Below are 24,884 nucleotides of genomic sequence, written 5' to 3'. Positions count from 1 at the left end.
ATTGAAAATGGAAACCATTTCCGTATACTAGCCGCATGGCTCGCAACGAACTACGCCCGGTGATCAAGCTCCGGTCCACCGCCGGCACCGGGTTCACCTACGTCACCCGCAAGAACCGCCGCAACCACCCCGACCGCCTGGAACTGCGCAAGTACGACCCCGTGGCCGGCCGCCACGTCACCTTCCGAGAGGAGCGCTGAGCCCCGATGAAGCCCGGAATCCACCCCGCCTACGGGCCCGTCGTCTTCCGCGACCGGGCCGCCGGCCACGCCTTCCTCACCCGCTCGACCGCGACCAGCGACAAGACGGTGGAGTGGGAGGACGGCAACACCTACCCCGTCGTCGACGTCGAGATCTCCTCGGCGAGCCACCCCTTCTACACCGGCACCGCACGGGTCCTGGACACCGCCGGACGCGTCGAGCGCTTCGAACGCCGCTACGGCACGAAGGCCCGCTGATGGGACGGCTCCCCGTCGTGCTGGTGGGCGGCCTGCACGCGGACGCGCGGCGGACCGCCGTCGCGCGGCTGCTGCGCACCGTCCCCGGCAGCGTCGCCCTCCATCACGACCTCTCCTCGGCCGCGGACGGCACCGTGCGGCGCACCGTCCGCGACGCCGGCGGGACCCTCGACACCGGCGAGACGCCCCTGGTCAACGACTGCGCCTGCTGCGCGCTGCGCGAGGACCTGGTGCCCGAGCTGGAACGGCTGGCCGCCGGCCGGACCTGCCGGCTCGCCGTCGTCGAACTGTGGGACTCCGTCGAACCCAAGGCGATGGCCGAGGTCGTCACCGCCTGCGGCAGTGCGAACCTCACCCTCACCGGAGTGATCACCGCCGTCGACCCGGCGCTGCTGCTGCCCTACCTCGGCAACGGCGACGACCTCGCCGAGGCCGGCCTCGCCGCCGCCACCACCGACCGGCGCACCGTCGCCGACACCTGGGCCCGGCAGCTGGAGTACGCGCCGGTGCTGGCGATCGCCCCCGGGGACGAGGAGGCCGAACCCGCCGACCTCGCCCTCCTCACCCAACTCCACCCGACGGCGCGCCACATCCCGGCCGAATCCCGGGAGCTGGCGGCCGTCGCAACGGCCGGCTTCGACGTGGAGGCGGCCGCGGCCCGGCAGCACCCGGCCTGCGCACTGCTGCCACAGGAAGCCGACGCGGACGGCGTCGGCACGCTCGTATGGCAGCACACCAGGCCCTTCCACCCCGAGCGCCTCTATGCCGCGCTGGAGGACCTCACCTGCGCCGCCGCGCGCAGCCGGGGCCGGTTCTGGCTGGCCGACCGACCGGACACCCTGCTGTCCTGGGACGCCGCCGGCGGCGCGCTGTGCGTGGAGAACGCCGGGCCCTGGCTGGCCTCGCTGCCGGACGCGGCCTGGGAGATGGTGCCGCCGACGCGCCGCGCCGCAGCCGCGCTGGACTGGCACCCCGAGCACGGCGACCGCTCCCAGCACCTGGTCTTCACCTCGCCGGGCCTGGACCGCGAGGGCCTACGGGCCCTGCTGGAGTCCTGTCTGCTCACCGACGCCGAATACGCCGGCGGCCGGACCGCCTGGAAGGGCCTGACGCCCGCCTTCGACGCACTCCTCGACCCTGTGTCGTAGCGGTCCGCTCGTGTCGTGGCGATCCGTTCGTGCCCTAGCGGTCCGTTCGTGCCCTAGCGGTCCGTTCGTGTCGTAGCGATCCGTTCGTAGTGCCGTGGTCCGGCCGTGGCCCGCGGCGACCGTCGACTTGCTGCCCCGCCCCGCCCTGCGCTGTCCCCGCTCCCGTTCCGCCCCGCCGTGTCCGTCCCCACGGATCCGCGCCCCGCACGTACAAGGAAGACGCCATGCCCCGACGGTCCGACCCACGCCGTGAGCCCAGGCCCCGCCGCAACCCGCTGGACGCGGCGGGTATCACCGTCATCGACTACAAGGACACCGACCTTTTGCGGAAGTTCCTCTCCGACCGCGGCAAGATCCGCAGCCGACGGGTCACCCGGGTCACCGCCCGGCAGCAGCGGCAGCTGGCCCGGGCGATCAAGACCGCGCGGGAGATGGCGCTGCTCCCGTACGGGTCACGGTGACCGCGGCCCCGCACCGACTTCTCCGGCACCGTCGTCGCCGAGGTGACCGCCTTCGAGGCGGAGCGCATGCTGCGGCTGCGCCGGCAGGACGCCGACGAGGGCGGGGCGGCCGCGCCGACTGGACGATCACCCGGGCCCTGGAACCCCAAGGACGTGGCACACGTCTCTTCCTCGTCCATGAGGGCTTCGACCCCGACGATCCGTACCAGGTGCAGGCGCACCGCATCATGGGTGGCGGCCGGCGGTCGATTGTGCAGGAGCGTTCGGGGAAGGCGCTCGACGAGCTGTGACCGCCCAGGCACCGGCTGTCGTGCACGTGCATCTGCGCATGCATTCGCATATGAACGCAGCTATGATCCGGGGCAGTTGACACCGTTTATCACCGGGAGATCCCAGTGCCCCACGCATACAACGGCATGGCCGCAGCGGATCTCCGCGATGTCGCGTGGCAGAAGAGCCGGCACAGCAACTCCCAGGGCTCCTGCGTGGAGTTCGCCAAGCTGCCCGGCGGCGAGATCGCGGTGCGCAACTCCCGCTTCCCGGACGGCCCGGCGCTCATCTACACGCCGGCCGAGGTCCAGGCGATGCTGCTGGGCGTCAAGGACGGGGAGTTCGACCACCTCGTACGCGACTGACCTCCCCGTATCGGACTGGCCTCCGCGCACCGGGCGGACGGCGCGCCAGGTCCGGGCCCGCCCTGTGGGCAGGTGCTACGCAAACATGTGGGCAGGTGCGACGCGAGCGTGCGGGCAAGCATGACGCGACCGGGCTCCCGTGCTCGACGGGTGCCCGGTCGTATGACGTCCGCGCGAGGGGCGGCGGCCGGCTACGGCAGTCGGAACAGCGCCCACACGATCTTGCCGTGCGTGACGCCGGACAGCGGGTGCCAGCCCCAGCCGTCGCTGAAGGACTCCACGAGGTACAGCCCGCGCCCCGACTCCGCCGCCGAGTCGGCCTCGCCGGCGACCGGTGAATCGTCGCTCGGATCCCGTACGGCACATATCAACCGCTGCGACCAGCGCATCAGATGGAGCCGGGCCGGCGGAGTGGCGTCGGCGTGCTCCGGAGCCGCGAGGATCGCATGCCGCAGGGCATTGGTGACGAGTTCGGAGACGACCAGGCCGACCGAGTCGAAGAGGTCGTCCAGCTCCCAGCCCTGAAGGGTCTCGCGGGTGAACTTCCGTGCAGAGCGCACCGATTCGTAGCGCGGAGGGAGCGTGCACGACGCGGATCCGGAGACGGCCAGGGGGTCGACGGGAGGAAAGCCCTGCCATAACGGCTCGAGCATGGTCAAAACCTTGGTCCCCATGCGAGGCACTCCTGGCGTTCGCGGACGTCATGACCTCGGCTGGTCAGCCGGGTCTGGCGGATCTTTCACGAGCGTGCATGCGTGCGACGCCTATGGTTCCCCAATGTGCGAGACAGATGCAAGGGCAGATGCACGTGCACGCGATGCAATTGTGGAGGGCTGCGCTGATTTGAACGGAATTCTTTCCGGTAGTTCTTGTGGAGGGCCTGCGGGGGCCTCACACATCAGTAACCGGATGAGCACTCAACGAAGCCTGAACATGGCAGACTGCGGCCCACTGTTGGACGGGTGGGGGTCACAGGAGGGTCGGAAAGGTGTCCGCAAGTGAGTCGAGCGGGTCGGTGGTGCGGCGGATCCTGCTCGGGTCGCAGCTTCGCCGCCTGCGTGAATCCCGTGGGATAACCCGCGAGGCGGCCGGCTACTCGATCCGGGCGTCCGAATCGAAGATCAGCCGCATGGAGTTGGGCAGGGTGAGCTTCAAGGCGCGCGACGTCGAAGACCTGCTCACGCTGTACGGAGTCGGTGACGCACAGGAGCGGGAGGCACTGCTGTCCCTGGCACGCGAGGCCAACGTGGCGGGCTGGTGGCACAGTTACACCGATGTACTGCCCGCGTGGTTCCAGACGTATGTGGGCCTGGAAGGAGCCACCTCACTGATCCGGGTCTACGAAGTCCAGTTCGTCCACGGGCTGTTGCAGACCGAGGCCTACGCCCAGGCCGTCGTCCGGCGCGGCATGCCCGACGCCGGACCCGCCGACATAGAGCGCCGCGTCGCGCTCCGCATGGAGCGCCAGAAGCTGCTCGTGGCCGAGCGGCCGGCGCAGTTCCACTGCGTACTGGACGAGGCCGCGCTGCGCCGCCCCTACGGCGAACGCCACGTGATGCGCGAGCAGTTGAAGCATCTGATCGAGGTGTCCGAGCGCCCCAACGTCCGTCTCCAGGTCATGCCCTTCAGTCTGGGCGGGCACGCCGGTGAATTCGGCGCCTTCACCATGCTCGGATTCCAGGAGTCGGGACTTCCGGACGTCGTCTTCCTGGAACAGCTCACCAGCGCGCTCTATCTCGACAAGCCCGAAGAGGTCGCCCAGTACGGGCGGGTGATGGACCGGCTCCAGGAAGAAGGGCCGAGTCCCGCAGAGACCAGAGATCTCTTGCGTGGTCTGCTACAACTCATGTAACGCGTCGGTAGGATGGCGCACCATCAGGAGTCAGCACCCCCCAACTAGGCGCCCTGCGCGCCCTGTTCTCCAGATCGGGATGGCATGTCCTACTTCGACGAGTTGGCCTATCAGTTCATCGACGGTGAGTGGCGCTCCGGAAGCGGCTCGTGGGACATCGTCGATTTCAACCCTTACAACGGCGAAAAGCTGACCTCAATACCCGTCGCCACGGTCGAGGAGATCGACCAGGCGTACCGCGCCGCCGAACGCGCGCAACGGGAATGGGGCGCCGTCAATCCGTACACCCGGCGCCTGGTCTTCGAACGCGTCCTGCGGATCATCGACGACCGCGAGGCGGAGCTGTCCGAGGCGATCGCCGCCGAGGTCGGCGGCACGCTGGCGAAGGTGGGCTTCGAACTCCACCTGGCCAAGGAGTTCCTCCGCGAGGCGATCCAGCTGGCGCTGCGCCCCGAGGGGCGCATCCTGCCGTCGCCGATCGACGGCAAGGAGAACCGCCTCTACCGGCTGCCGGTCGGCGTCGTGGGCGTGATCAGCCCGTTCAACTTTCCCTTCCTGCTGTCGATCAAGTCCGTCGCACCGGCCATCGCGCTCGGCAACGCCGTCGTGCTCAAGCCGCACCAGAACACCCCGATCTGCGGAGGCGGACTGGTCGCCAAGATCTTCGAGGAGGCCGGGCTGCCGGCCGGCGTGCTCAACGTCGTCGTCACCGACATCGCCGAGATCGGCGACGCGCTGATCGACCACCCGGTGCCCAAGACCATCTCCTTCACCGGTTCGGAGAAGGTCGGCCGGCACGTGGCCACCGTGGCCGCCGCCAACTTCAAGCACACGGTGCTGGAGCTGGGCGGCAACAGCGCCCTGGTGGTCCTCGACGACGCCGACATCGACTACGCCGTCGACGCCGCGGTCTTCAGCCGCTTCGTCCACCAGGGGCAGGTCTGTATGGCCGCCAACCGCGTACTCGTCGACCGCGCCGTGGAGCGGGAGTTCACCGAGAAGTTCGTCGCCAAGGTCGCGTCGCTGAAGGTCGGCGACCCCACCGACCCGCAGACCCACCTCGGCCCGCTGATCAACGAGGGTCAGGCCGAGGCCGTCTCCGCGCTGGTGGACCGCGCGGTCGCCGAGGGCGCCTCGGCCCTCCTGCACGGCGAGACCCGGGGCACCCTCGTCGAGCCGAGCGTGCTGGGCGGGCTGCCGGCGGACTCCCCGCTGCTGACCCAGGAGATCTTCGGTCCCGTCGTCCTGCTGATCCCCTTCGACGGCGACGAGGAGGCCGTGCGGATGACCAACGCCACGCCGTACGGGCTCAGCGGCGCCGTGCACACCGGCGACATCGAGCGCGGGGTGCGCTTCGCCAAGCGCGTCGACACCGGGATGTTCCATGTGAACGACGCCACGGTGCACGACGAGCCGATCGTGCCCTTCGGTGGGGAGAAGAGCTCGGGCGTGGGGCGGCTGAACGGTGAGGCGATGGTGGAGGCGTTCACGACCACCAAGTGGATCTCCATCCAGCACGGGCGGTCGCGGTTTCCGTTCTGAAGTCGATGCGATTCCCGTTCTGAGGTTCTGAGGTCGATGCGATTCCCGTTCTGAGGTCGAGGTTGGGACGGGGCCTGGTGGCGGGCCGTTGCTGCCTGCTCCTTGTTTCGGCAACGATTACGGAGAGTGATAAGTTCCGGGGCTTCTTGAGCGGAGAGTAGTTGTCCGGGGGGTAGTTGGTTGAGGGTGGTTGGTTGGGCGGGGTGGGGACGTGGCGGGCTGTGGATACGGGCGGGTGGGGGAGTTGCGGACAGAAGTTGACCGCAAGTGTCTCTAGCGTGAGGGGTGTTGGAGGGCGACGGCGGAAGGCCGGTCGCCCAGGGATGTCATGAAAGGCGGACCTCATGCCCACTCACGTTCTCGCCGAGGCGCACGGTGACGAGACCGGAGCGCTGCTGTCCTTCCTGGAGGCCCAGCGCGGTGGGCTGCGCCGCGCGGTCCTCGGGCTGACCGAGGCGCAGGCGGGCGAGCGGCCCAGCGCGAGCGAGCTGTCGCTGGCCGGGCTGATCAAGCACGTCGCGGAGACCGAGCAGGGCTGGGTGGAGACCGCGCAGGAGCGGCCGCACAGCATCGAGCGGAACCAGGAGACCTGGCACCTCAGCTTCCGGCTGGAGGACGGTGAGACGCTCGCCGGGATGCTGGAGTTCTGGGACGGGGTCGCGCGGCGGACCGAGGAGTTCGTCCGGTCCGTGCCGAGTCTGAACGACACCTTCCCGCTGCCCGAGGCGCCGTGGTTCCCGCCGAACACGCGGCAGTCGATGCGCTGGCTGCTGCTGCACCTGATCGAGGAGACCGCCCGGCACGCCGGCCATGCCGATGTGATCCGCGAGTCGCTGGACGGCAAGACCGCGTTTGCGCTGGTGGACGAGGAGCGTGCGGCCCGGGAGCAGACGGGCTGAGCAGACCGGCTGAGCAGGCGGGCTGAGCAGGTGGGATGAGGCCCGGGGGCAGGTGGGCGGGGGCCCGGGAGCCGGATGGCCGGGGGCCCGGGAGCAGGCGGGCTGATCCCTGGCGGTGCGGAGCAATAACCTGGATCGCATGTCAGCGATCCGTCTCCTGGTGCTCGGTGCCGTCCGGCAGCACGGCCGGGCCCATGGCTATCAGGTGCGCAACGACCTGGAGTACTGGGGCGCCCACGAGTGGTCCAACGCCAAGCCCGGCTCGATCTACCACGCGCTCAAGCAGATGGCGAAGCAGGGCCTGCTGCACGCCCACGAGACCGCGCCGTCCACGGCCGGTGGTCCGCCGCGTACCGAGTACGAGATCACGGCGCGGGGGACGGAGGAGTACTTCGCGCTGCTGCGCAGCTCCCTGACCGCCTACGACCAGAAGCCCGATGTGCTGTCGGCGGCGCTCGGGTTTCTGGTCGATCTGGACCGCGCGGAGGCCCTCGAACTCCTGACGGAGCGGGTGCGGGGCATCGAGGAGTGGCGCGCGACGGTCACCGAGTACTACACGCCCGAGGAGGGGCCGGGGCAGCTCGGTCACATCGGGGAGATCATGAACTACTGGGTCCACTCGGCGGACGCCGGTGCCGAGTGGACCCGCGGGCTGATCGAGCGGATCAAGGGCGGGGCGTATGTCTTCGCCGGCGAGGGGGAGCCGTTCGTCGGGGTGCTCGCCGAGGGGCAGGAGAACCCGTACGCGACGGGGGATGACCACCCCGGGGATGTGCGTTAGGCGAGCGGAGGCCGCGGTGTTGAGCGGCTGAGTAGCCGAGTAGCCGAGTAGCCGAGGAGGTGCGGGGCGGGCCGGTGGAGGTGGCCGGCCCGCCCCGGGCGCGGGCCCCGATGGCAGGGTCAGTGGTGGAACGCCGTTGCCACGGATTCCGGGCGTTGCAACGGGCACGGCTGTTCCCGGAGTTCGGGCAGGAGCTCTTCCAGGTCGGCGAGGAAGAGGTCGGCCAGGTCCTGGGAGAAGCCGTTGCGGCAGACGATGCGCAGGACGGAGAGGTCCTCGCGGTCGGGCGGGAAGGTGTAGGCCGGCAGCAGCCAGCCGTGTTCCTTCATGCGTCGGGAGACGTCGAAGACGTCGAACGCCTTGACGTCGTCCGCGGTGGTGAAGGCGAAGACCGGCAGCTCGTCCCCGTGGGTGAGCAGCCTGAAGTCGTCCAGTGAGTCGATCCGGTCGGCCATCGAGCGGGCCACGTCGCGGGTCGCCTGTTGTACGGCGCGGTAGCCGTCCCGGCCGAGGCGCAGGAAGGTGTAGTACTGGGCGGCGACCTGGGCGCCGGGGCGGGAGAAGTTGAGTGCGAAGGTCGGCATGTCGCCGCCGAGGTAGTTGACGCGGAAGACCAGCTCCTCGGGGAGTGCCGCCATGTCGCGCCAGAGTGCCCAGCCGACGCCTGGGTAGACCAGGCCGTACTTGTGGCCCGAGGTGTTGATGGAGGCGACCCGCGGTTGCCGGAAGTCCCACTCCAGGTCGGGGTCGAGGAACGGGGCGATCATGGCGCCGGATGCGCCGTCGACGTGGACCGGGATGTCCCAGCCCTTCTTCTCCTGGAGCTCGTCGAGCGCCGCGCAGATCTCGGCGACCGGCTCGTACGACCCGTCGAACGTGGAGCCGAGGACGGCGACCACGCCGATGGTGTTCTCGTCGCAGAGGCCGGCGGCGGTGGCCGCGTCCAGGTGGAAGCGGTCGCCCTGCATGGGGACCTGGCGCGCTTCGACCTCCCAGAAGTTGCAGAACTTCTCCCAGCAGACCTGGACGTTGGCGCCCATCACGAGGTTGGGCCGGGCGGTGGCCGGATAGCGCTCCGTGTTGCGTTGCATCCAGCGCCGCTTGAGGGCCATGCCGGCGAGCATGCAGGCCTCGCTGGACCCGGTGGTGGAGCAGCCGACGGCGGACGACGGGTCGGGGGCGTTCCAGAGGTCGGCGAGCATCGCCACGCAGCGTCTCTCCAGTTCGGCGGTGCGCGGGTACTCGTCCTTGTCGATCATGTTCTTGTCCCGGCACTCCGCCATGAGGATGCCGGCCTGGGGTTCCATCCAGGTGGTGACGAACGTCGCGAGGTTGAGGCGGGAGTTGCCGTCCAGCATCAGTTCGTCGTGGACGAACTGGTAGGCGGTGTGCGGGGATACCGGGCCGTCGGGCAGGGTGTGCCGCGGTGGTGAGGTCTCCATGCCGGCGATCGGGTCGGCTTCGCCGTAGAAGGGGTTGACCGGGTTTCCGGCGTGTTCGCGGTCGGCCGGCGATGCGCCTTTGTGCAGAGTCATCCAATCGCCCCTACTCGTCAACTCGCCTGAGAAAGGCCGTGCTTGATGGCTTTGGTGAACTTCACCACGCGCTCCGCCTGGATGCGGGCGGCGGTGCGTGCGTCGTCGTCGAGCGGGGTTTCCGGGCCGCCGACGTGGGAGGTGCCGTACGGGTTGCCGTCGACGAACTTCGCCGGGTCGGTGTAGCCGGGGGCGATCAGGATGCCGCCGAAGTGGTGGATGGTGTGGTAGAGCGCGAGCAGGGTGGACTCCTGGCCGCCGTGCTTGGTGGCGCTCGCAGTGAAGCCGCTGTAGACCTTGTCGGCCAGTCTGCCCTGCTGCCAGAGGCCGCCGAGGGTGTCCAGGTACTGCTTGAGCTGGGAGGTGACGTTGCCGAAGCGGGTGGGGGTGCCGAAGATCACCGCGTCCGCCCAGAGCATGTCCTCGTGGGTGGCTTCCATGACGTCCGCGGTGGCCGCGGCGTTGGCCGCCCAGGCCGGGTTGGCGTCGATCGCCGACTGCGGGGCGAGTTCGGCCGTCCGTCGCAGTCGTACGTCGGCGCCGGCGTGCTCGGCGGCGTCGGCGATCCGTCGGGCGAGTTCGGCGACGGTGCCGGTCGACGAGTAGTAGATGACGGCGACGTGGACGTCGTGCACGGGCATGGACACACCTCCTGGAACCCGACGATACGGGCATAAGGGGTGCGCGGCCTCCAGGGTTCGTCCAGTGGAAGCGCCGCGGGCGGGCGGCCGCCCCGTACGGCAGCCACCCGCCCGTCGTCAGTGAAGGGGGTCCCGCGCCCGGTGCTCCCTCACGCGTTCCGCGCTACGGGGCGACCCTCAGCCGGCGCTCGCCAGCGACAGCTTCGCGGCGAAGCCGAGGAACGCCGCGCCGGCGCCCGCGGACAGCCCGGCCGTCAGTCGCCGCCGGCGCCGGAAGGTCGCCGCCAGGAACGTCCCGCTGAAGATCAGGATCGACAGGTAGGTGAAGCTGAACAGCTGCGCCCACGCGCCCAGCGCCAGGAACGACAGCGCCGGATGGGCGTACGACGGGTCCACGAACTGCACGAAGAACGAGATGAAGAACAGGATCGCCTTCGGGTTGAGCAGGCTGACCACCAGCGCCCGGCGGAACGGCCGCTCGGCGGTCTCCTTCGGCGCCCCGGCCGTGCCGTCTGCCCCGGCCGCCCCGTCCGCGCCGGCCGCAGGCTCGGCCCTGCGGGCCTCCCGACCGCGCCACAGCGCCCACGCACCGCGCAGCATCCCGACCGCGAGCCACGTCAGATAGCCCGCGCCTGCGAACTTCACGATGGCGAACAGCACCGGGCTGGCCTGCAACAACGACGCCACCCCGCCCGCCGACAGGGTCATCAGCACCGTGTCGCCGCACAGCACGCCGGCCGCCGCGCGGTACGCCACCCGAGGACCGCGCCGGGCCGCCACCGAGACGACGTACAACGAGTTCGGTCCCGGCAGCAGAATGATCAGCGCCAGCCCCACCAGATATGTGGACAGATCCGTTATCCCCAGCATGAGCGGCAGGATCTCACCGCCCGATCGGTCCGCTCACGACTTTTCAGGATGCGGACTTGCACCTCACGCGGCGTGAGGAGCCATCGTGAAGCGCGTACCGAGAAGGGAGCGGAAGTGAGCTATTCGGTAGGGCAGGTCGCGGCCGTCGCCGGAGTGACGGTGCGCGCCCTGCACCACTACGACGAGATCGGGCTGCTGCAACCCGGCGAACGCAGTCACGCGGGCCACCGGCGCTACGGCGACGACGACCTGGACCGGCTCCAGCAGATCCTGTTCTACCGGGAGCTCGGCTTCCCGCTCGACGAGGTCGCGGTCCTGCTCGACGACCCGGACGTGGACCCGCAGGAACACCTGCGGCGCCAGCACCACCTGCTGACCGACCGGATCGAGAAGTTGCAGCGGATGGCCGCGGCCGTCCAACACGCCATGGAGGCACGCAAGATGGGTATCAACCTCACGCCCGAGGAGAAGTTCGAGGTCTTCGGGGACTTCGACCCCGACGCCTATCAGGACGAGGTCAAGGAGCGCTGGGGCGACACCGAGGCGTACAAGGAGTCGCAGCGCCGGGCCGCCTCGTACACCAAGGAGGACTGGAAGCGGCTGACGGCGGGGTTCGACGCCATCCACCGCACGATGGCGGACCTGCTCACGCAGGGGGTGCCGGCCGACTCCGAGGCCGCGATGGACGTCGCCGAGGAGCACCGCCGGTTCATCACCGACGGGTACTACGACTGCACCCACGAGTTCCACACCCGGCTCGGCGAGATGTACGTCGCCGACGAGCGCTTCACCGCCACGTATGAGGCGATCGAGCCCGGCCTCGCGGTCTACCTGCGGGACGCGATCCTCGCCAACGCCGCCCGCCACCGGTGATCCGTACGGGTCGGGGGCGCGCACCCGACCCGTACAGGCGGCTCCTGACGGGGGCCGGTCCCACACCGCCGCATCAGGACAGCGGGGCCAGCACCACCGCGGTGCCGTACGCGCACACCTCGGTGCCCACGTCGGCGGCCTCCGTGACGTCGAAGCGGAACATCAGCACCGCGTTCGCCCCGCGCGAGCGGGCCTGCTCCACCAGCCGTTCCATCGCCTGGTTGCGGGTCTCGACGAGGGTCTTGGTCAGGCCCCGCAGCTCGCCGCCGACCAGTGACTTCAGGCCCGCGCCGAGCTGGCTGCCGAGGTGCCGGGAGCGCACCGTCAGGCCGAAGACCTCGCCGATCACCCGGTCCACGTGGTAGCCCGGCACGTCGTTCGTCGTGACGACCAGGACGTCGGACTGCCCGGTCTGTCCCCCGCCGTACTCCTCGATGCCCATGCGGAGCACCTCCTCGCGGTCAGCATCACCCGGCTCCACGGGCGCGGCCAGCGGTACACGGACAAGCGGGTGGCGGCAGGGGAAGGGCCGGGTGCCGGCCCCGGGGGCGCCCGCCTGGAACCACGGGGGGACATCCGGCGTTGATAGTTTTGGGCCGCACACGCGCCTGCACCCCCGTCGCTTGCACGATCCGGCGCCCTCGACCCAGGAGCCTTCACCCCGTGAACACCCTCGCGCTCGGCCCCCAGTGGCTGGACCCGGACTACCTGATCGCGACGTTCGGCCTGATCGGTGTCCTGGTCATCGTCTTCGCGGAGTCCGGCCTGCTGATCGGCTTCTTCCTGCCGGGCGACTCGCTGCTGTTCACCACCGGGCTGCTGGTGACGGCGGGCAAGCTGGACAAGCCGCTGTGGCTGGTGTGCTGCCTGGTCGTCCTCGCCGCCGTCCTCGGCGACCAGGCCGGCTACCTCTTCGGCCGCAAGGTGGGCCCCTCGCTCTTCAAGCGCCCCGACTCCCGGCTCTTCAAGCAGGAGAACGTCGAGAAAGCGCATGAGTTCTTCGAGAAGTACGGCCCCAAGTCGCTGATCCTGGCCCGTTTCGTGCCGATCGTGCGGACGTTCACGCCGATCGTCGCCGGTGTGAGCCGGATGAACTACCGCTCCTTCCTCACCTTCAACGTCATCGGCGGTGCCCTGTGGGGCGCCGGTGTCACCCTGCTCGGTGCGCTGCTCGGCAACATCGAGTTCGTCCACAAGCACATCGAGCTGATGCTGGTCGCGATCGTGCTGATCTCCGTGGTCCCCATCGTGATCGAGTTCCTGCGGGCCCGCGGCAAGGCGAAGCAGGAGGCTCCGGCGCCGTCCGCGACCACGGGCCGCCCGCTCGGCGCCGCGCCGGAGAACACCGCGCGGCGGGGCCGGCACGCCAAGCGCTGAGGCCGCGCCCGGGCGGCTCGCCACGGCGTCCCGGCGCGGCGGTGATCGGACAATGTCCGCCCCAAGCGAGCACGGCGTCCGGGCATCAGGCATCGTGTCCTTGAACCACCCCCCAGGAGGCCATCAAGGAGCGAGAATCCGTGGTGTCGGATCCCCATGCATCGGAGTCGGGCGGCGGTACCGGGGAGGACCGCAAGCCCCCCTCGGACGAGGCGCACTCCGCCTTCACTCCGCCGCTCGGTGTCCCCTACCCCCCGCCGCCGGAGGAGGAGCACCCCACCTCCGAGTTCGCCCTCCCTGCCGGCCTGCGCCCGGAGGCGCCACCCGAGCAGGAGGGCTCCGCGTTCGCGCCGCCCGGCGGCACCACCGGGCAGACCCCGCTGCCGACCCCGGTTGGCGCCACCGCCCTGAGCGTGGCGTTCACCCCGCCGCACGGCATACCCACCATCCGCCTGACCAAGGAAGCCCCCTGGCAGGACCGGATGCGCACGATGCTGCGGATGCCGGTGGGGGAGCGGCCGGTCCCCGAGCGCCGCGGGGCCGGTGACGAGGAGACCGGCCCGGCCGTACCCCGCGTCCTCGACCTGACGCTCCGCATCGGCGAGATCCTGCTCGCCGGCGGCGAGGGCGCGGAGGACGTCGAGGCCGCGATGTTCGGCGTCGCGCACGCCTACGGGCTGGAGCGGGTCGAGCCGACCGTCACCTTCACCCTGCTGTCGATCTCGTACCAGCCGTCGCTGGTCGACGACCCGCTCACGGCCAGCCGGACGGTCCGGCGGCGCGGCGTCGACTACACCCGGCTGTCCGCGGTCTTCCGGCTCGTCGACGACATCACCTCGGAGGGCATCACCCTCGAAGAGGCCTACCGGGGCCTCGCCGAGATCCGACGGAACCGCCACCCCTACCCGAGCTGGGCGCTGACGGTGGCCTCCGGACTGCTCTCCGGTGCCGCGTCCATGCTGGTCGGCGGCGAGCTGCTGGTGTTCGTCGCGGCCGCGGTGGGCTCGATGCTCGGCGACCGGCTGGCCTGGCTGGCGTCCGGGCGGGGGCTGCCGGAGTTCTACCAGTTCGTGGTCGCCGCGATGCCGCCCGCCGCGGTCGGCGTCGCCTTCGGCCTGGCGCACGCCAATGTGTCCGCGTCCGCGGTGATCACCGGTGGACTGTTCGCGCTGATCCCGGGGCGGGCCCTGGTCGCCGGTGTGCACGACGGGCTGACCGGCTACTACATCACCGCTGCCGCCCGACTACTGGAAGTCGGCTACCTCATCGTCGGCATCGTCGTCGGCGTCCTCAGCGTGCTCTACATCGGGCTCCAGCTGAACCCCGCCCTCAAGCGGCTCAACCCCGAAGAGGCGCTACAGCGCTACAACGAGCCACTGGTGCAGACCGCGGCCGCCATGCTGCTGGCGCTGGCGTTCTGCGTGCTGCTCCAGCAGGAACGTCACACCGTGGCCTTCGCGACCCTGAACGGCGGGGTGGCCTGGGTGGTGTACGGCGCCCTCGCCAACGTCGCTGGCGTCAACCCGGTACCGGCGACCGCGATCGCGGCCGGCCTGGTCGGCCTCTTCGGGCAGTTGCTGTCCCGCTACCGCTACGCGTCCGCGCTGCCGTACGTCACCGCCGCCATCGGCCCGCTGCTGCCCGGTAGCGCCACCTACTTCGGCCTGCTCAACTTCGCCCAGGGCCACCTGCCGCAGGGCCTCACGTCCCTGGTGCAGGCCGCCTCACTGGCGCTGGCCATCGCCGTCGGGGTCAACCTGGGCTCCGAGGTCGCCCGGCTCTTCCTGCACGCGCCCGGCGTCGGGGAGGAGGGCGCCGGCCGCCGCGCGGCCAAGCGGACCCGCGGCTTCTAGGGCTCCCCGGCCCCGCGCGTCGGCGGACCGGGCCGGAACACACGACGGGCGGCACCCGACTGGATGCCGCCCGTTCGCGTACGAAAATCAGAGCGTCAGTGCCCGCCGCCCTGGGCCTCGAAGCGCTTGTACGAACGCTCGATCTCGGCCTCGGCGTCGGTGCGGCCGACCCAGTCGGCGCCCTCGACGGACTTACCGGGCTCCAGGTCCTTGTAGACCTCGAAGAAGTGCTGGATCTCCAGGCGGTCGAACTCCGACACGTGGTGGATGTCCCGGAGGTGCTCCACCCGCGGGTCGGACGCCGGGACGCACAGCAGCTTGTCGTCGCCGCCGGCCTCGTCCGTCATGCGGAACATGCCGATGGCGCGGCACTTGATGAGGCAGCCGGGGAACGTCGGCTCGTCCAGGATGACCAGCGCGTCCAGCGGGTCACCGTCCTCGCCCAGGGTGTTCTCGACAAAGCCGTAGTCGGCCGGGTAGCTGGTCGAGGTGAAGAGTCGACGGTCCAGGCGGATCCGACCGGTCTCGTGGTCCACCTCGTACTTGTTCCGCGAACCCTTCGGGATCTCGATGGTGACGTCGAACTCCACGGGTGGCTCCTCCATGATCAACACATACGTCTGGTGATTAAGTGTCCCCCACGCAGGTGTGTGGTGGCGAAAGGGGCTGGTCCGAGGTGCCGGAGACCAGAACGTGGCAGGTCAGATGGCAGTCGGTGCACCGCTCCGCGCGGGCGACGGCTCGCACGGCGGTGCGGACCGCTCGAACGGCGGTCGACGCCGCACAGCAGGCCTGGCGGGCCACACCACGCCACACCCAGCAGACCTGGCGGCTGACGGCGGTCTCCGCAGCCACCGGTCTGGCGGTCGCGATCGCCGCGGTGGCGGCGGCCGGCCCGTGGGACTCGGGCCAGCGTACGGCCGAGCGCGCGGAGGCGGCGGTGATGGACGGCGCCAGTGGCGAGCATCACGCCGCGGACCCCGACCGCGCGCCCAGCGCCCCGCCCGTGCTGCCGGCGCTCGGCGGCCCGGCGACCGGCGCCGCCGGCCGGGGCGCGGCCCCCGTCCCCACCAACGCGGGACTGGCCGACGCCCTCGACCCGCTCCTCAAGGACCCGGCACTGGGCCCGCTGCGCACCGCGTCCGTGATCGATGTCACCGCCGGCCGCGAGGTCTTCGGCGCCGACCAGGGCGAGGCCGCCACCCCGGCCTCCACGGTCAAGCTCGCCACCGCCGTCGCCGCGCTCTCCACCCGTGGCCCCGACCACCGCATCGACACCACCGTCGTCATGGCCGGCAAGGACCGCATCGTGCTCGTCGGCGGCGGCGACCCCACCCTCACCGCCCGCGCCCCGCGGCGAAGCGACGAGGAGCAGCCCGCGAACCTCCGCACCCTCGCCGACGCCACCGCCCGCGCCCTGCACCGGCGCCACCTCACCAAGGTCGGCCTCGGCTACGACACCTCCGCCTACACCGGCCCCGTCGAGCACCCCATCGGACCGAACGAGAACATCGCCCCCGTCACCCCGCTGATGCTCGACGAGGCCCGCCTCGACGACAGCGAGCACGGCCCCGCACCCCGCGAGACCGACCCCGCCCGCGCCACCGCCGACACCTTCGCCGACCTGCTCCACGAGCGCGGCATCACCGTCGACGGCGACCCCACCGCCACCGGCGCGCCGAAGGGCGACCGTCTCGCCGCCGTGCACTCGCTCCCGCTCTCCTCCCTCGTGGAGCGGATGCTCACCTACTCCGACAACGACATCGCCGAGGCCCTGGCCCGCCAGGCCGCCCTCGCCTCCCGCCAGCCGGCCAGCTTCGACGGCGCGGCCAAGGCCGTACGCACCGCGCTCGCACACCTCCACCTGCCGCTCTCCGGCGCGGTCTTCGCCGACGGCAGCGGCCTGGACCGCAGCGACAAGGTCTCCGCCGCCCTCCTCTCCCGCCTCCTGCTGGAGGCCGCCGCACCCGACCACCCGGCCCTGCGCCCGGTGGTCACCGGCCTCCCGGTGGCCGCCTTCACCGGCACCCTCAGCAACCGCTACACGGGCCAGAGCGCCGGCGCCGGCGCCGTACGCGCCAAGACCGGCACCCTCACCGGTGTGAACACCCTGGCCGGCACCGTCGTCGACGCCGACGGCCGCCTCCTGGTCTTCTCCTTCATGACCTCCGGCACGACGGACGCACAGGGTGCGCAACGGGCCCTGGACAACTTGGCTTCGGCCGTGGCGAATTGCGGATGTCGTTAGCCGCCCACGTTGTCGTCTGCGGCGCCGTGGTGGCTTGTCGCCGTGGCGCCTGCGGCGGGCAGGTTGGTGTTGGGTGCGGTGACGGACCTCCGAGGCCTGGTGTGTGGACTGCTTCGCTTTACGTCCACACACCAGGCCCCTCCGGCCCGTCCCCTCCCGTGAGTGGGTGGGAAACACGTAAGTGGGGGCGGGCGTGACCGCTCACAGGCACCCCCACCGGCCTTCTCGCTCCCCACAACGGGAGGGGACGGGCCGGAGCGGGTGGGTGTCCGGACGTAGAGCGAAGCAGTCCGGACACCCACCCGCGGAGGAACGTCACCGCACCCGACAACCCACGCCCGCCGCAGGCGCCACGGCGAGCAACCACCACGGCGGGACAGCCAACAACGTGGGGCGAACGCCGGCCGCCAAGGCCACGGCGGGAAAGCCAAAACCGTGGGAGGGCAGCCAAGCGCAGCGGATCGGGTATCCCACAGCGGAGCGTCCACGTACCGTGAACCCATGACGAGCATCGGTGGAACCGAGATGGTCGACTGGAATCTCGCGGTTGCGACCGCGACCCGGTTCGTGCGGCCGGGGCCAGAGGTGAGCCGGGACGAGGCGCGGGCGATCGTCGCCGAGCTGCGCAAGCACGCCAAGGCGTCCGAGGCACACGTCCGTGCGTTCACGCGGATGGCGCAGCCCGACGCGACGGGCCACGCGCCGCACGACACACCGGTCCTGGTCGTGGACCGGCCCGGCTGGATCCGGGCGAACGTCGCCGGGTTCCGGGCCGTGCTCAAGCCGCTGCTGGCCAAGATGGAGGACCGTCGTTCGACGGTCCCCGGGGGCGCGGTGCTCGGTGCGGTCGGCGGCAAGGTGACCGGCGTGGAGCTGGGCATGCTGCTGTCGTTCCTGGCGTCCCGGGTGCTGGGCCAGTACGAGACCTTCGCCCCGCCGTCCCGGGACCTGCCGGCCGCGGCCCAGGGCGGCCGACTGCTGCTCGTGGCGCCGAACATCGTCCACGTGGAACGCGAGTTGGAGGTGGCGCCGCACGACTTCCGGCTGTGGGTGTGCCTGCACGAGGAGACCCACCGCACCCAGTTCACCGCCGTGCCCTGGCTGCGCGACCACATCGAGGGCGAGATTCAGTCGTTTCTCGGGGAGACCGACATCGATCCGGGCACCCTCCTGGAGCGGCTGCGCGAGGCCGCCCAGTCGTTGGCCGGCGCCAAGCCCGAGGGCGAGGAGGGCGACGACGGCAACCGCTCGCTGGTCGATCTCGTCCAGACTCCGGCGCAGCGCGAGATCCTCGGGCGGCTGACCGCCGTGATGTCCCTCCTGGAGGGGCACGCCGATTATGTGATGGACGGTGTGGGGCCCGATGTCGTGCCCTCCGTCGCCGAGATCCGGGAGAAGTTCCAGAAGCGCCGGGCCAGTGGCGCCGGCCGGCTCGACCAGGCGCTGCGTAAACTGCTCGGTCTCGACGCCAAGCTGCGGCAGTACCGCGACGGCGAGCGGTTCGTCCGGTCCGTGGTCGAGGAGGTCGGCATGGCCGGCTTCAACCGCGTGTGGACGTCACCGAACACCCTCCCCACCAAACAAGAGATCGCCAAACCGGCGGACTGGATCGCGCGGGTGCACCGCAAGGTGGACGGGGCACCGTAGGGGAACGTTGTGAGCCGGGCACGCCGCGTGGCAGAAGAGCGCCCCTTCTATCACCCGTCTGAGGGACCGTTGGCGATGGATAGGCGTGCAATGCTCGGGGAACCGCTCGCCTCTGTCACCATCTAGGCACTCTGTGTGACGAACAGCCCTCACCGGCCCGAGGCTCCCCAGCTGAACGATTGGAAACGGACATGGGTCCCCATCCAGCGGTCGCCGCGATACGCCTGGCGGTCCGCCGCGTACTCCACGACGTGCTCAACCACCACTGCGCACAGGACCGGCAGGAGCCCCCGCTCGTGCTCGTCGCGTGCTCCGGCGGCGCCGACTCGATGGCGCTCGCCTCCGCTCTCGCGTTCGAGGCCCCCAAGCTGGGGGTCCGCGCCGGGGGTGTCACCGTCGACCACGGCCTTCAGGAGGGTTCCGACCTCCGGGCCGCCGAGGTCGCCCTGCGACTGCGGGCCCTGCGGCTGGCCCCGGTAGAGGTCGTCACCGTCAACGTGGGCCGCGAGGGCGGGCCCGAGGCCGCCGCCCGGGACGCCCGCTACGCCGCCCTGGACGCGACGGCCGAGCGCCACGGCGCCGCCGCCGTCCTCCTGGGCCACACCCGCGACGACCAGGCCGAAACGGTGCTCCTCGGCCTCGCCCGCGGCTCCGGGATCCGCTCGCTCTCCGGGATGGCCGCGACCAGCGGCCGCGACGGCCGCTACCGCCGCCCCTTCCTGGACGTGGACCGCCAGACCGCCCGTAAGGCCTGCCTGATCCAATCGCTGCCCGTCTGGGACGACCCGCACAACTCCGACCCCGCGTACACCCGCTCCCGGCTGCGCCACGAGGGGCTGCCCGCCCTGGAGAAGGCGCTGGGCAAGGGCGTCGTCGAGGCGCTGGCCCGGACCGCCCAGCTCTCCCGCGACGACGCCGACGCCCTGGACGCCTGGGCCGCCGCGGCCGAGGGAACGGTCCTGGACGACGCCGGCACCCTCGACGTCGCCGCCCTGTTCGCGCTGCCGCCCGCGGTCCGCCGCCGGGTGCTGCGGCGGGCCGTCATCGCGGCCGGTTCGCCGGCCGGCTCGCTCTTCGCCCGCCACATCGAGGAAGTGGACCGGCTGATCACGGCCTGGCGCGGGCAGGGGGCCATCAACCTCCCCGGGCGCGTCGGCGTGCGGCGGCAGGGTGGCAGACTTGTCATTCGGCAGGGCTGAGCCGCAGACGCTGCCGTGCATGTGAAGTCTCACGACTGACGTGAACACCGAACCGAGCGAGAGTGGCACGGGTGGACGACAAGGACATGGGCGCCGACCTTCAGTCGGTACTCATCACCAAAGAAGAGATCGACGCGAAGCTGGCCGAGCTGGCCGCGAAGATCGACGCGGAGTACGCGGGCAAGGACCTGCTCATCGTCGGTGTCCTCAAGGGCGCCGTGATGGTGATGGCGGACCTGGCGCGTGCGCTGTCCACCCCCGTCACGATGGACTGGATGGCCGTGTCCTCCTACGGCGCGGGCACCCAGTCCTCCGGTGTGGTCCGCATCCTCAAGGACCTGGACACCGACATCAAGGGCAAGCACGTCCTGATCGTCGAGGACATCATCGACTCCGGCCTGACGCTGTCGTGGCTGCTGTCGAACCTCGGCTCGCGCGAGCCGGCCTCGCTGGAGGTGTGCACGCTGCTGCGCAAGCCGGACGCGGCCAAGGTCGCCATCGACGTGAAGTGGATCGGCTTCGACATCCCCAACGAGTTCGTCGTGGGGTACGGCCTCGACTTCGCCGAGAAGTACCGCAATCTGCCGTTCGTCGGCACCCTCGCGCCGCAGGTCTACGGCGGCTGAGAAGGCTCTGTGAACCGGCGGGAACCCTTCCGGGCTTCCCGCCGTTGGAGCAGGGAGAGCGGAAATCCTCGGCTGCATGTTCACTGTCGGCGCAGGCGCCGGGTGACAATGCTGGGGTACCGTCCGAAGGCAGTTCGTTTTCGGGCCAGTAATACACCGTACGCACGACCGACCCTCCCGAGGGCGTTGTGCCTCACTGTGGCAGGAGGGACGGGGCCTCAAACGGCTCCGTATGGATGGACGTGAAGCGATACTTCCGTGGGCCGGTCATGTGGATCGTGCTGGCCGTCCTCGCCGTGGTCGTGTTGATGCAGGTCGTCGGCTCGTCCGGCGGCTACAAGACGGTGGACACCGGTCAGGTCGTCAAGGCGATCGCTGACAACAAGGTGAAGTCCGCCGAGCTGACGACCGGTGACGAGAACAAGATCAAGGTCGAGCTTTCCGGCTCCAACAAGGTCGACGGCTCCAACAAGATCCAGGCGAGCTACATCGGCGACCAGGGCGTCGATCTGGCGAAGAACCTACAGGCCAAGTACCAGACCGGCGAGATCAAGGACGGGTACACCGTCTCCCCGTCGAAGCAGAACCCCTTCGTCAGCGTGCTGATCTCGCTGCTCCCCTTCATCCTCCTGCCGATCGGCATCCTGTTCGTGATGAACCAGGTGCAGGGCGGCGGCTCCCGGGTGATGAACTTCGGGAAGTCGAAGGCGAAGCTGATCACCAAGGACACCCCCAAGACGACCTTCGCGGACGTGGCGGGGTCGGACGAGGCGGTCGAGGAGCTCCATGAGATCAAGGAGTTCCTCCAGGAGCCGGCGAAGTTCCAGGCGGTCGGCGCCAAGATTCCCAAGGGCGTGCTGCTGTACGGCCCGCCCGGAACGGGCAAGACGCTGCTCGCGCGCGCCGTCGCCGGCGAGGCGGGCGTCCCGTTCTACTCGATCTCCGGCTCCGACTTCGTCGAGATGTTCGTCGGTGTGGGTGCCTCCCGGGTCCGTGACCTGTTCGAGCAGGCCAAGGCGAACGCCCCGGCGATCGTCTTCGTCGACGAGATCGACGCGGTCGGTCGGCACCGCGGTGCCGGCCTGGGCGGCGGTCACGACGAGCGCGAGCAGACCCTCAACCAGCTGCTGGTCGAGATGGACGGCTTCGACGTCAAGGGCGGTGTGATCCTGATCGCCGCGACGAACCGTCCGGACATCCTGGACCCGGCGCTGCTGCGCCCCGGCCGCTTCGACCGGCAGATCGCCGTCGACCGTCCGGATCTGCAGGGCCGCCTGGAGATCCTCAAGGTCCACCAGAAGGGCAAGCCGGTCGCCCCGGACGTCGACCTCTCGGCCGTCGCCAAGCGCACCCCCGGCTTCACCGGTGCCGATCTGTCGAACGTGCTGAACGAGGCCGCGCTGCTCACGGCCCGCAGCGACGAGAAGCTGATCAACAACCACTTCCTGGACGAGGCGATCGACCGCGTCGTGGCTGGTCCGCAGAAGCGGACCCGGATCATGTCGGAGAAGGAGAAGAAGATCACCGCGTACCACGAGGGCGGACACGCCCTGGTCGCGGCGGCCTCCCCGAACTCCGACCCGGTCCACAAGATCACGATCCTGTCCCGCGGCCGGGCCCTGGGCTACACCATGGTCCTCCCGGACGAGGACAAGTACTCCACCACCCGCAACGAGATGCTGGACCAGCTGGCGTACATGCTGGGCGGCCGCGCGGCGGAGGAGCTGGTCTTCCACGACCCGACCACGGGCGCCGCGAACGACATCGAGAAGGCGACCGCCACGGCCCGCGCGATGGTCACGCAGTACGGCATGACCGAGCGGCTCGGCGCGATCAAGTTCGGCACCGACAACTCCGAGCCCTTCCTGGGCCGTGAGATGGGTCACCAGCGCGACTACTCGGAAGAGGTCGCCGCGCTGGTCGACGAGGAAGTCAAGAAGCTGATCGAGACCGCGCACAACGAGGCGTGGGAGATCCTGGTCGAGAACCGCGACATCCTCGACAACCTCGTGCTGACGCTCCTGGAGAAGGAGACGCTCAACAAGGAGGAGATCGCCGAGCTCTTCAAGCACGTGGTGAAGCGCCCGGCTCGCCCGGCGTGGACCGGCTCGTCGCGTCGTACGCCCTCCAGCCGCCCGCCGGTGCTGACGCCCAAGGAGCTGGCTCCGGCCAACGGCGCGGTGACGACGGCCACCACCGTCTCCACGGAGAAGGCGGAGGCCGCCGAGGAGCCGCGCACGGATAGCTGATCCCGTCGGCCCGCCGGGCCCCGGAATACATGCCGCGCCCCCCAGGTTTAGCCTGGGGGGCGCGGCATTTCGCGATTCCACCGCGTTTCCGCGCGGGCGCAGAAGGAACGAGGCACCACATGACCGACCCTGTGACGCTGGACGTCGACGGCAAGATCGGCGAGTTCGACGAGAAGCGCGCCGAGAACGCCGTCCGCGAGCTGCTGATCGCGGTGGGCGAGGACCCGGACCGCGAGGGGCTGCTGGAGACGCCGGCGCGTGTGGCACGGGCGTACAAGGAGATCTTCGCCGGCCTGTGGCAGAAGCCGGAGGACGTGCTGACGACCACCTTCGACCTGGGCCACGACGAGATGGTGCTGGTCAAGGACATCGAGCTGGTCTCCAGCTGTGAGCATCACCTGGTGCCGTTCGTGGGGGTGGCCCACGTCGGCTACATCCCGTCCACCGACGGCAAGATCACCGGCCTGTCCAAGCTGGCCCGGCTGGTCGACGTCTTCGCCCGCCGCCCGCAGGTGCAGGAGAGGCTGACCACGCAGATCGCGGACTCCCTGATGCAGATCCTGGAGCCGCGCGGGGTCATCGTCGTCATCGAGTGCGAGCACATGTGCATGACAATGCGCGGGGTCCGGAAGCCCGGCGCGAAGACCACGACCTCGGCCGTCCGCGGTCAGCTGCGGGACGCGGCGACGCGGGCCGAGGCGATGAGTCTGATACTGGCGCGTTGACGCCCGTCCGCCGCGGTGGGGAGCTCCCGCCGCGGCGGACCCGGCCGGGTCAGGCCTTCAGGTGGTCGCCCAGCCACTGGAGCGCTGCGGGGATCTCGCGGCGCCAGGTGTTGAAGTTGTGACCGCCGCTGTCGAGGATGATCGACGAGATCCGGCTGGGCGTCTTCGTCTGCTCGATGAAGCGCAGCGTCTGGCGGTAGTTGCCCTCGCCCTGCTTGCTGGTGGTGACCAGCAGGTTCACCGGGGGAGCGGGCAGGTGGCGCTGGCGCCACAGCAGGTCGTTCTCGCGCTGTAGCTGCCGGCTCCCGCCGAAGAGGTCGCCGGTGGTGGCGTCCAGCGGGGCCTTGTACGAGCCGGAGAGGGCGACCGCGCTGGAGTACGCCTCCGGGTGGCGCATGGTCATCTTCAGCGCGCAGTAGCCGCCGGTGGAGTCGCCGATGACGCCCCAGCTCTTGGCCTGGCGTCCTATTCGGTAGTGCTCGGCGATATCGGCGCGCAGGTCCTTGGTGAAGAACGTCTCGGTCTGCGGGCCGTTCGGTATGTCCACGCACTCGGTGTCGCGGGGCGGGGCGACCGTCGGGCGCATCATCACCAGAACGGTCGGCCGCATCTTGTTCCCTTTGAGCAGTTCGTGCTGGGTCTGCGGGAAGTGCAGCTTTTTGTAGAGGGCCTCGGCGGTGCCGGGGTAACCCGTGAGGACCAGCGCCGCCGGGAAATTCTTCTTCGCGTATTTCTTCTGGAAGTACTGCGGCGGCAGATAGACGAATGCCGGGCTGGCGATCTTGGAATGCTCGCCCTGGATCAGCACCTTGTCGATCCGGCCGGCGGACGCCGGCCGGGACCCGTCCTGGACGCTGATCCGCTCGGTGCCCAACATCTGCAACTTGGTGCCGTGGGGCCCGGTCTGATAGTTGGTGATCACGCCCGGCCCCTGCTCCTGGCCGAACAGGTCGGCCCAGGAGGCGTAGAAGCCGAAGGAGTTGTTGGCGAACAGGCCGATCGCGGCGAAGATCGAGAGCTGGGTCGCCAGCAGCAGTCCGACGCGTCCGAGGACGGCGCGCCAGTTCCCCTTGGACAGCCGCGGCCAGAGCCAAATGGTCAGGATGAACAGTGCCACCGCGACAAGAACGGCAAGAAGCAGCACTTTCTTGCTGGTGAGACCCATGAGGTGCTTTCTTCCGGGCGGCCGGGCCATCCGTACCGCAAGTGGAACCCCGAGCCCTGAAACGCCGTCATACAGGGCGCAAAAAGTCCAGATGCTGCGA

General features: G+C 70.2%; 25 protein-coding genes and 1 pseudogene. 19 read left to right on the top strand and 7 right to left on the bottom strand.

Features of this window, described 5'->3' with window-relative positions; all coding sequences use genetic code 11:
* Positions 1-35 precede the first annotated feature (35 nt).
* The 6 genes and pseudogenes from rpmG to AB0C96_RS15550 all read left to right on the top strand — a co-directional run bounded on the left by rpmG (position 36) and on the right by AB0C96_RS15550 (position 2,702).
* Positions 36-200 (top strand): 50S ribosomal protein L33, encoded by a 165-nt coding sequence (gene rpmG, locus AB0C96_RS15575; RefSeq protein ID WP_361327555.1) that lies wholly within the window; start codon positions 36-38, stop codon positions 198-200.
* A gap of 6 nt (positions 201-206) precedes the next feature.
* Entirely contained in the window at positions 207-458 is a 252-nt protein-coding gene (locus AB0C96_RS15570; RefSeq protein WP_362917590.1) for a type B 50S ribosomal protein L31, read from the top strand.
* On the top strand, positions 458-1,606 hold the full coding sequence (locus tag AB0C96_RS15565; RefSeq protein ID WP_362917588.1) for a GTP-binding protein: 1,149 nt from the start codon (positions 458-460) through the stop codon (positions 1,604-1,606). The genes AB0C96_RS15570 and AB0C96_RS15565 overlap by 1 nt, the downstream gene beginning before the upstream one ends.
* A gap of 224 nt (positions 1,607-1,830) precedes the next feature.
* Positions 1,831-2,067 carry a 30S ribosomal protein S18 gene (rpsR, locus tag AB0C96_RS15560; RefSeq protein ID WP_362917587.1) on the top strand — a complete coding sequence of 79 codons (237 nt, stop codon included), beginning with the start codon at positions 1,831-1,833 and terminating at the stop codon, positions 2,065-2,067.
* A pseudogene (locus AB0C96_RS15555) lies at positions 2,068-2,357 on the top strand (SRPBCC domain-containing protein); the annotation flags it as partial.
* 105 nt (positions 2,358-2,462) lie between these two features.
* Positions 2,463-2,702, top strand: a complete 240-nt coding sequence (locus AB0C96_RS15550; RefSeq protein WP_362917585.1) for a DUF397 domain-containing protein — start codon at positions 2,463-2,465, stop codon at positions 2,700-2,702.
* Between the two features lie 191 nt (positions 2,703-2,893).
* Here AB0C96_RS15550 and AB0C96_RS15545 read toward each other — a convergent pair whose 3' ends face one another.
* Entirely contained in the window at positions 2,894-3,376 is a 483-nt protein-coding gene (locus tag AB0C96_RS15545; protein WP_362917583.1) for an ATP-binding protein, read from the bottom strand.
* Between the two features lie 314 nt (positions 3,377-3,690).
* On the opposite strand from AB0C96_RS15545, the gene AB0C96_RS15540 reads away from it, so the two are divergent.
* From AB0C96_RS15540 to AB0C96_RS15525, 4 genes are all read left to right on the top strand, one after another.
* A complete protein-coding gene (locus tag AB0C96_RS15540) occupies positions 3,691-4,554 on the top strand; it encodes a helix-turn-helix transcriptional regulator (protein ID WP_362917581.1) in 864 nt (287 codons plus the stop codon).
* Positions 4,555-4,638: 84 nt separating this feature from the next.
* Positions 4,639-6,096, top strand: a complete 1,458-nt coding sequence (locus AB0C96_RS15535) for an aldehyde dehydrogenase family protein (RefSeq protein ID WP_362917579.1) — start codon at positions 4,639-4,641, stop codon at positions 6,094-6,096.
* A 344-nt stretch (positions 6,097-6,440) separates the two neighbouring features.
* Complete coding sequence (locus tag AB0C96_RS15530; protein WP_362917577.1) at positions 6,441-6,995, top strand: DinB family protein; 555 nt, start codon at positions 6,441-6,443, stop codon at positions 6,993-6,995.
* A 139-nt stretch (positions 6,996-7,134) separates the two neighbouring features.
* Positions 7,135-7,776, top strand: a complete 642-nt coding sequence (locus tag AB0C96_RS15525; protein ID WP_362917575.1) for a PadR family transcriptional regulator — start codon at positions 7,135-7,137, stop codon at positions 7,774-7,776.
* A 119-nt stretch (positions 7,777-7,895) separates the two neighbouring features.
* On the opposite strand, the gene AB0C96_RS15520 is transcribed toward AB0C96_RS15525, so the two are convergent.
* The 3 genes from AB0C96_RS15520 to leuE form a co-directional block, all read right to left on the bottom strand.
* Positions 7,896-9,311, bottom strand: coding sequence for a glutamate decarboxylase (locus AB0C96_RS15520; protein ID WP_362917573.1), 1,416 nt, complete (start codon positions 9,309-9,311; stop codon positions 7,896-7,898).
* 17 nt (positions 9,312-9,328) lie between these two features.
* Positions 9,329-9,952 carry an NAD(P)H:quinone oxidoreductase gene (gene wrbA / locus AB0C96_RS15515; protein ID WP_362917571.1) on the bottom strand — a complete coding sequence of 208 codons (624 nt, stop codon included), beginning with the start codon at positions 9,950-9,952 and terminating at the stop codon, positions 9,329-9,331.
* A 177-nt stretch (positions 9,953-10,129) separates the two neighbouring features.
* Complete coding sequence (leuE, locus tag AB0C96_RS15510) at positions 10,130-10,822, bottom strand: leucine efflux protein LeuE (protein ID WP_362917570.1); 693 nt, start codon at positions 10,820-10,822, stop codon at positions 10,130-10,132.
* A gap of 114 nt (positions 10,823-10,936) precedes the next feature.
* Between leuE and AB0C96_RS15505 the strand changes: the two genes are divergently transcribed.
* Complete coding sequence (locus tag AB0C96_RS15505) at positions 10,937-11,695, top strand: MerR family transcriptional regulator (RefSeq protein ID WP_362917568.1); 759 nt, start codon at positions 10,937-10,939, stop codon at positions 11,693-11,695.
* A gap of 73 nt (positions 11,696-11,768) precedes the next feature.
* Here AB0C96_RS15505 and AB0C96_RS15500 read toward each other — a convergent pair whose 3' ends face one another.
* Positions 11,769-12,137 (bottom strand): YbjQ family protein, encoded by a 369-nt coding sequence (locus AB0C96_RS15500; protein WP_362917566.1) that lies wholly within the window; start codon positions 12,135-12,137, stop codon positions 11,769-11,771.
* Between the two features lie 221 nt (positions 12,138-12,358).
* On the opposite strand from AB0C96_RS15500, the gene AB0C96_RS15495 reads away from it, so the two are divergent.
* Together AB0C96_RS15495 and AB0C96_RS15490 are read left to right on the top strand one after the other, a co-directional pair.
* Complete coding sequence (locus AB0C96_RS15495) at positions 12,359-13,072, top strand: VTT domain-containing protein (protein WP_362917564.1); 714 nt, start codon at positions 12,359-12,361, stop codon at positions 13,070-13,072.
* A gap of 140 nt (positions 13,073-13,212) precedes the next feature.
* Positions 13,213-14,925: a threonine/serine exporter family protein gene (locus tag AB0C96_RS15490; RefSeq protein ID WP_362917562.1), complete on the top strand. Its 1,713-nt coding sequence runs from the start codon at positions 13,213-13,215 to the stop codon at positions 14,923-14,925.
* A 95-nt stretch (positions 14,926-15,020) separates the two neighbouring features.
* Here AB0C96_RS15490 and AB0C96_RS15485 read toward each other — a convergent pair whose 3' ends face one another.
* The gene (locus AB0C96_RS15485) at positions 15,021-15,515 is read right to left on the bottom strand and encodes an inorganic diphosphatase (RefSeq protein WP_362917560.1); all 495 of its coding nucleotides are present in this window, start codon (positions 15,513-15,515) and stop codon (positions 15,021-15,023) included.
* An 86-nt stretch (positions 15,516-15,601) separates the two neighbouring features.
* Between AB0C96_RS15485 and dacB the strand changes: the two genes are divergently transcribed.
* From dacB to folE, 6 genes are all read left to right on the top strand, one after another.
* The gene (gene dacB / locus AB0C96_RS15480) at positions 15,602-17,173 is read left to right on the top strand and encodes a D-alanyl-D-alanine carboxypeptidase/D-alanyl-D-alanine-endopeptidase (RefSeq protein ID WP_362917558.1); all 1,572 of its coding nucleotides are present in this window, start codon (positions 15,602-15,604) and stop codon (positions 17,171-17,173) included.
* A gap of 501 nt (positions 17,174-17,674) precedes the next feature.
* Entirely contained in the window at positions 17,675-18,820 is a 1,146-nt protein-coding gene (locus tag AB0C96_RS15475) for a zinc-dependent metalloprotease (RefSeq protein ID WP_362917556.1), read from the top strand.
* Between the two features lie 191 nt (positions 18,821-19,011).
* Positions 19,012-20,019, top strand: a complete 1,008-nt coding sequence (gene tilS, locus AB0C96_RS15470; RefSeq protein WP_362917554.1) for a tRNA lysidine(34) synthetase TilS — start codon at positions 19,012-19,014, stop codon at positions 20,017-20,019.
* An 86-nt stretch (positions 20,020-20,105) separates the two neighbouring features.
* Positions 20,106-20,645 (top strand): hypoxanthine phosphoribosyltransferase, encoded by a 540-nt coding sequence (gene hpt, locus AB0C96_RS15465; protein ID WP_066933977.1) that lies wholly within the window; start codon positions 20,106-20,108, stop codon positions 20,643-20,645.
* A gap of 236 nt (positions 20,646-20,881) precedes the next feature.
* Positions 20,882-22,894 carry an ATP-dependent zinc metalloprotease FtsH gene (ftsH, locus tag AB0C96_RS15460; protein ID WP_362917552.1) on the top strand — a complete coding sequence of 671 codons (2,013 nt, stop codon included), beginning with the start codon at positions 20,882-20,884 and terminating at the stop codon, positions 22,892-22,894.
* Positions 22,895-23,013: 119 nt separating this feature from the next.
* Positions 23,014-23,619: a GTP cyclohydrolase I FolE gene (folE, locus tag AB0C96_RS15455; protein ID WP_362917550.1), complete on the top strand. Its 606-nt coding sequence runs from the start codon at positions 23,014-23,016 to the stop codon at positions 23,617-23,619.
* Positions 23,620-23,668: 49 nt separating this feature from the next.
* Here the strand turns inward: folE and AB0C96_RS15450 are convergent, their stop codons facing one another.
* A complete protein-coding gene (locus AB0C96_RS15450; RefSeq protein WP_362917549.1) occupies positions 23,669-24,784 on the bottom strand; it encodes an alpha/beta hydrolase-fold protein in 1,116 nt (371 codons plus the stop codon).
* Positions 24,785-24,884 lie beyond the last annotated feature (100 nt).

This window comes from Streptomyces sp. NPDC048506 (assembly GCF_040651315.1).
Classification (GTDB): Bacteria; Actinomycetota; Actinomycetes; order Streptomycetales; family Streptomycetaceae; genus Streptomyces.
This window is presented reverse-complemented; position numbering and strand designations above follow the sequence as displayed.

Excerpts from the sequence above, each read along its gene's own strand:
- AB0C96_RS15570 (WP_362917590.1), top strand. The coding sequence starts at position 207 with ATGAAGCCCGGAATCCACCCCGCCTACGGGCCCGTCGTCTTCCGCGAC.
- AB0C96_RS15500 (WP_362917566.1), bottom strand. The coding sequence starts at position 12,137 with ATGGGCATCGAGGAGTACGGCGGGGGACAGACCGGGCAGTCCGACGTC.
- rpmG (WP_361327555.1), top strand. The coding sequence starts at position 36 with ATGGCTCGCAACGAACTACGCCCGGTGATCAAGCTCCGGTCCACCGCC.
- tilS (WP_362917554.1), top strand. The coding sequence starts at position 19,012 with ATGGGTCCCCATCCAGCGGTCGCCGCGATACGCCTGGCGGTCCGCCGC.
- AB0C96_RS15475 (WP_362917556.1), top strand. The coding sequence starts at position 17,675 with ATGACGAGCATCGGTGGAACCGAGATGGTCGACTGGAATCTCGCGGTT.
- AB0C96_RS15525 (WP_362917575.1), top strand. The coding sequence starts at position 7,135 with ATGTCAGCGATCCGTCTCCTGGTGCTCGGTGCCGTCCGGCAGCACGGC.
- leuE (WP_362917570.1), bottom strand. The coding sequence starts at position 10,822 with ATGCTGGGGATAACGGATCTGTCCACATATCTGGTGGGGCTGGCGCTG.
- ftsH (WP_362917552.1), top strand. The coding sequence starts at position 20,882 with ATGGACGTGAAGCGATACTTCCGTGGGCCGGTCATGTGGATCGTGCTG.
- AB0C96_RS15565 (WP_362917588.1), top strand. The coding sequence starts at position 458 with ATGGGACGGCTCCCCGTCGTGCTGGTGGGCGGCCTGCACGCGGACGCG.
- AB0C96_RS15535 (WP_362917579.1), top strand. The coding sequence starts at position 4,639 with ATGTCCTACTTCGACGAGTTGGCCTATCAGTTCATCGACGGTGAGTGG.
- AB0C96_RS15545 (WP_362917583.1), bottom strand. The coding sequence starts at position 3,376 with ATGGGGACCAAGGTTTTGACCATGCTCGAGCCGTTATGGCAGGGCTTT.
- AB0C96_RS15520 (WP_362917573.1), bottom strand. The coding sequence starts at position 9,311 with ATGACTCTGCACAAAGGCGCATCGCCGGCCGACCGCGAACACGCCGGA.
- rpsR (WP_362917587.1), top strand. The coding sequence starts at position 1,831 with ATGCCCCGACGGTCCGACCCACGCCGTGAGCCCAGGCCCCGCCGCAAC.
- AB0C96_RS15530 (WP_362917577.1), top strand. The coding sequence starts at position 6,441 with ATGCCCACTCACGTTCTCGCCGAGGCGCACGGTGACGAGACCGGAGCG.
- hpt (WP_066933977.1), top strand. The coding sequence starts at position 20,106 with ATGGGCGCCGACCTTCAGTCGGTACTCATCACCAAAGAAGAGATCGAC.
- AB0C96_RS15450 (WP_362917549.1), bottom strand. The coding sequence starts at position 24,784 with ATGGGTCTCACCAGCAAGAAAGTGCTGCTTCTTGCCGTTCTTGTCGCG.
- folE (WP_362917550.1), top strand. The coding sequence starts at position 23,014 with ATGACCGACCCTGTGACGCTGGACGTCGACGGCAAGATCGGCGAGTTC.
- wrbA (WP_362917571.1), bottom strand. The coding sequence starts at position 9,952 with ATGCCCGTGCACGACGTCCACGTCGCCGTCATCTACTACTCGTCGACC.